Raw genomic sequence first — 1,567 nt, 5'->3', positions numbered from 1 at the left:
CACCAAGCTCGCTCGGTGTCTTTAAATCAAATGGTGTATGGTCCATTACGAACCAAGGTAGCTCGCTCTTCTCTGGCTTCAAGCTTGCCAAAGACTGTCGCTTGCCATTCGTTGCATCTTCTCTACCTGTTACATAGAACGCATTTTCAACACAAATTGTTTCATCTAATAACATTTGTACGCCCGCTTCCCACATTTCTTCTACAAGAAGAGGGATTTTACGTCCGTAATACTCATGATTTCCTACAACACCATATACCCCATAAGTCGCCTTCAACTGCCTCATCACTGGAGACATCCCATCGCTCACAAACCAAATCGGATCATCATCCACCAAATCTCCAGCAAGCAACACCACATCCGGCTGCTCTTCATTGGCTAAGTTCACAAACCGTTGCAAGTGCTTTTTGTTTGAAAGAAGACCTAAGTGGAAATCAGATGCGAGTACCAACTTTAAGTCGCGAAGGGAACCAGAATCCTTGTCGATGTGAATGGTCTTATGGCGTACAACTGGAGAAAATGCCATATATGTACCTGCGATAAAAATAAATAAGAAGGTTAAGGCCACCACATTTCCTACGATAAAAATCGTTTGTTGAGATGGCCAAATCAAATAGATAAGCGAGCTTATCGGGAATAAAATCATGCCATACTGCATCACAATAAACCAATACGACCCAATCATACTGAAATATTTTAATCCATGACTAAACTTACCGATGATGTAGCCAAATGCGAGCAGGAACCACAAAAACCCAAAGAATACGGGATGAATTGGCAAGTTCCATGTTTGAAGCCACTGATATGTGTTAAAACCAAAATAATAAACAAGAAGTGTATAAATTATTAGGATTAAAGTGCCTATGCTGATTCTTTTCATATTTTCATTTCACCTTTTCATCATGCGTTCGATCATACCGAATCGTAAACGCAACTTTCACTTCGGATTTTGCTGGAACTGGTACAAAGAGTTGAATATCGTCATCTTTCCGTTTCCAAGTATGGGTTGATTCGACCACATCAAAAATACCGTAGCTGGTGCCATGGTTGATGATGAGCTCAATCGCCTGATCTTTTTGATTTCGAATCAAGTAAACGACTTCTTCATATTCATAGCCGTCTTTCTTATATTCAGCAACGACTTCACTTTCAACTGTGATATCAAATGCTTCACCTGATTTAATTTTAACTAGTTCACCAACCGCTGTATGTGGAATAAAGTCTTCCCCTATGAATTCAGAAGATCCATCTTTCGGATTTTCTTTGTACAATTTAAATCTTCCTCGTGGCAGCGGGATTCCCAAACCGTTTGCTGCATCATTTAGGAACGTAAAGTATACTGTTGGATGATCATTGTATGCGTCAACTTCATAGACCGTATGAGATTTGATTTGATAGGCAGAAAGAAACTGAACTTGCTTTTGCTGATGATTTTTCAACGTCAGTTTTTCAGGTAACGTATATAAATAATAATCGGCAAAAGCTTGGCGTTCCGGCTCCAGTGAATTTTGCTCGTAAAGGATTGTTTTTTGCAGACGACTTGGTGCCCGGTTCACTGTACCCGCCA

The 1,567-nt window shown here is 40.1% G+C and carries 2 protein-coding genes; both read right to left on the bottom strand.

From position 1 onward, the window contains the following. The coding region (locus WBG45_RS03810; RefSeq protein ID WP_424412463.1) for a metallophosphoesterase at positions 1-880 on the bottom strand (880 nt) is incomplete at its 3' end. Positions 881-884: 4 nt separating this feature from the next. Further along, on the bottom strand, positions 885-1,567 hold a 683-nt coding region (locus tag WBG45_RS03805; RefSeq protein ID WP_424412462.1), incomplete at its 5' end, for a DUF4139 domain-containing protein.

The organism is Paenisporosarcina sp. (assembly GCF_049671445.1).
Taxonomy (GTDB): Bacteria; Bacillota; Bacilli; order Bacillales_A; family Planococcaceae; genus Paenisporosarcina.
The sequence above is the reverse complement of the archived record's forward strand: the minus strand, read 5'-3'. Positions and strand labels throughout refer to the sequence as shown.